4 protein-coding genes are annotated in these 3651 nt (G+C 64.8%); all 4 read left to right on the top strand.

The features are described from left to right. Positions 1-775 (top strand): hypothetical protein (locus P9M14_08800; GenBank protein ID MDP8255835.1); only part of this gene is annotated, 775 nt, incomplete at its 5' end. Beyond that, complete coding sequence (locus P9M14_08795) at positions 772-1857, top strand: alpha/beta fold hydrolase (GenBank protein ID MDP8255834.1); 1086 nt, start codon at positions 772-774, stop codon at positions 1855-1857. The genes P9M14_08800 and P9M14_08795, both read left to right, overlap by 4 nt. Continuing rightward, positions 1841-2908 (top strand): alpha/beta fold hydrolase, encoded by a 1068-nt coding sequence (locus P9M14_08790; protein MDP8255833.1) that lies wholly within the window; start codon positions 1841-1843, stop codon positions 2906-2908. Before P9M14_08795 ends, P9M14_08790 begins: the two co-directional genes overlap by 17 nt. Further along, on the top strand, positions 2905-3651 hold a 747-nt coding region (locus P9M14_08785), incomplete at its 3' end, for a DUF72 domain-containing protein (protein ID MDP8255832.1). The genes P9M14_08790 and P9M14_08785, both read left to right, overlap by 4 nt.

Below are 3651 nucleotides of genomic sequence, written 5' to 3'. Positions count from 1 at the left end.
GGACAGCTCATCGGCACAGATCGGCGGCCTGGAAGACATTATTCAACTCCAGACAAAGCGCGCCGAGACCGACGCAGTCGAGGTCGACGAGGCCGACCTGAGCGCGTACGACCATCCCGAGCAGCAGATGGAACAGGAGGTCGAGGTCGAGCGGATCGACCTGGAGAGCATGGACGAGACCGTGGAGCGCGATAGCCGGATCGGCATCGAGCTTGAAGATATATACAAGGACGACGCCAAGCTCTGGGCCGAGAAGATGGCCCGCAGGCAGGGCCCGACCACGACCGTGATCCGCGAGAACCTCGAGCGCAAAAACCAAATCAAGATGGCGCTGATTTACCTGACTCCGCTGCTGCTGCTGTTCGTGGTGGTGCTGCTCAGCGGGCCGGCGTTCTTGGAGCAGATGACGCACTCGGGCCGCTGGATCGGCAGGCTCTCGAGCTCGGGCGGCACGACCGTTGAGGTCGAACTGAACCTCAAGCACAAGGGGAACGTGCTCTACGGCGAGATGAGCTTCGAGCCCGTGGGCGGTGCGTTGCCCACGGCCGAGCAGGTGCCGCTGGCGATCAAGCCGTATTACACGGGCGAGCCGATGGCCCTCAGCGCGAGCTTCACTCGCGACAAGGTCAACCTCGGGATCGCCCTGGACCCGTCCGCCCCGCAAGACTTGATAATCTTCGAGCTCGCGGTCTCGGCGGACAATCGCGAGATGAACGGGGCGACGCAAGTCCTCGCCACGTCGGAACTTAACCTAAGCCTCAGGAGGCCCAGGTGAGGCAGATCAGAACTTCGATGATCGTTGCACTGCTGACCGTGGCCATGCTGGCCGCGGGCTGTACGGTCTACAGTCCTATCCAGCGGGTCTACCGGCTGGAGCAGGTCCAAAGCGAACGCGTTGCCACGTCCGACGGAGTCCAGGTCGCTCTGACGACCTACGCCCCGAGCGGACGTTCCCGCGGCACCGCGCTGCTGCTGCCCGACCTGTTTAGCACCAGCCTCGTGTTCGATCTGGATGCTGAACACAGTCTGGCGCGGCACTTGGTGCGCCGCGGCTGGACCGTCGTGACGCTGGACTGGCGCGGCTGTGGCCGCTCGGATCGTCCAGACTGGCATAACGGCGAGCCGTACACCTGGACCGTGGGTCAGATGCTGCAATACGATCTGCCCGCGGCAGTGGCCCACGCTCGGGCCAAGGGTTCCGGGCCGCTGGTGGTCTGGGCTCACGGCCACGCCGGGGTGATCGCCCTGGGTGCGCTGGAGCTCGATCCAAAGTTGGGCGTGGACGCGATGGTGGCACTGGGCGTGCCCGGTAGGCACTACGACTACAACCTGATCCAGCAGGCGCTGGCAGCGCAAGCCGATCGTCTCGATCCGTTCAACGGCGTGGACTGCGCCGCGGCCGCCGGGTTGCGCGCTCCGTTTAAGGGCGAGACCCAGAGCGTGGCCGACATCCTGCTGTTCAACGACGAGCTGTTTCAGCCGCAGGTCAAGGCCGAGTTCGTGCGCAGCGGTTTCACGGTGCAGTCGGTGCTGGTGGCCGACAGCGTGATTCGCTGGTGGAGCAAGGGCGAGCTGATCGTCGAGCTGGACCAGGACGCGCTGAACGTGGGCGCGCGCCTGGGCGAGGTGAGCGTTCCGACCTACATCGCAGCGGGCAAGCTGGATAACTGGGTCACTCCCGGCGAGTCGATCGCGCTGCACGACGGGCTGGGCTCGCAGCAAAAGCTGCTGCGCGTGTTCAGCCAGGCCAACGGCTACCGCGACAATTACGGCCACATGGGGCTGCTGCTGGGGCCCAACGCCCGCGACGAGGTCTGGGACGCCGCGCTGAGATGGCTCGATGAGCTCGAGCTGTGAGCGAGCAGTCTTCAGGCTGAGTACGGCGCTGCTGGCGCTGCTCGTGCTCGTCGGCTGCTCCTATATCCGCACTGACCACGACGCGCTCTTGCGGCCGCAAACCGACGACGGCGTGACGCTGCTGCTACGGCACTACGCGCCGCAAAATCCCGATCCCCAAAAATCGCCCGTGCTGCTGGTCCACGGCATGGGCGCCAGCGGGCTGAATTTTGCGCTGCCCGGCCGCAGCCTGGCCGAGTATCTGCGCGACCGCGGTTACAATTGTTTTGTGGCGGAGCTGCGCGGCGACCGGTTGAGCGAGCCGGCCCCGGGCAAGGGGCGCTACGATTTCAACCTCGACGACCACATCCTGCGCGACATGCCCGCGCTGGTCGAGGCAATTCGGGAACGTACCGGCGCCGAGCAGATCAACATGATCGGCCATTCGATGGGCGGCGTGATCATCGGCTGCTACCTGGCGTACTTCGGCGACGAACGCGCCCGTAGCGTGGTGATCGTGGCCAGCCCGTTTGCCTACCGCAGGAACACACTCGTCTACCAGTGGGCGGCGCGCCACTTGCGGCTGCTGCAGCGCCTGCCGACTTTTCCCATGGCAGGCCCGATGCCGTGGCTGGCGCGGGTGCTGGAGTCCACGGACAGCCTGATCGAACTGTTTCTTTACAACCCGCAGAACATCGACGGCCCGACGTTGCGCGCTTTTTCCCGCGGCGGGCTCAGCGCCACACCGGCCAAGGTGCTCTCGCAGTTCGCGCAGAACATGGCCGACGGATCGAACACCAGTTGGGACCGCAGCTTCGACTACTCGGCGCGGCTGGCCGGACTCACGGTCCCCTCGCTGTGGATCGCGGGCAAACGCGACGAGATCGTGCAGCCGGTCAACGTGCGGCTGAGTTACGAGCTGGCCGGAGGCGAAGATAAATCGTACGTGCTGGCCGGACGGGCCAATGGTTTCAGCGTGGACTACGGTCACGGCGATCTGATTTTGGGCGACAGCGCGCCGCGCGAGATCTACCCGCTGATCGAGGGCTGGATGGCGCGGAGACAGCGTTGATCCTGGTCGGGACCAGTGGCTTCAGCTACGAGGACTGGCGCGGCAACTTCTATCCCGAGTCGCTTCCCAAGACCGAATTCCTCTCCTTTTACTCGCAGCACTTCAACGCCTGCGAGATCAACTACACCTACTACGCCATGCCCGCGGCGCGCACCATGGAGTCGCTGGTGCGCAAATCCGCGGGCGCGGTGACCTTCGTGGTCAAGGCCCACCGCAGCATGACCCACGAGGGCACGGCCGACGACGCGGCCCTGGCCGGGTTCGACGCGGCGCTCGAGCCGTTGCGCGCGGCCGGAGTGCTCGGCGGGCTGCTGTTGCAGTTCCCCTGGAGCTTTCGGCCCAAAGCGCAATCGCGCCAACACGTGGAGCGTTTGGCCCAAAGGCTCAAGGGCAACGATCTTATAGTCGAGCTGCGCAACGCCGAGTGGATCGAGCCGCCGACCTTCCAATGGCTGCGCGATCTGGGGCTGGGCTTTTGTTGCGTGGACGAGCCGAAGCTCAAGGGGCTGGTGCCGCCCACGGCCGAGGCCACCTCCAACGTGGGCTACGTGCGCTTTCACGGACGCAACGCCCGCAAGTGGTGGAAGCACGAACGGCCCGAGGAGCGCTACGACTACCTTTATAAAAAAGCGCAACTCAGTGAGTGGGTGCCCAAGATTAAAAAATTGGAGAGCAAGACCGACCGCACCTTGGTCTTTACCAACAATCACTACGAGGCCAAGGCGGTGCAGAACGCCAAGATG

Source organism: Candidatus Alcyoniella australis, assembly GCA_030765605.1.
Taxonomy (GTDB): domain Bacteria; phylum Lernaellota; class Lernaellaia; order JAVCCG01; family Alcyoniellaceae; genus Alcyoniella; species Alcyoniella australis.
Note: the sequence above shows the minus strand (reverse complement) of the source record. Positions and strands in the feature narration are given on the sequence as shown.

Excerpts from the sequence above, each read along its gene's own strand:
- P9M14_08790 (MDP8255833.1), top strand. The coding sequence starts at position 1,841 with ATGAGCTCGAGCTGTGAGCGAGCAGTCTTCAGGCTGAGTACGGCGCTG.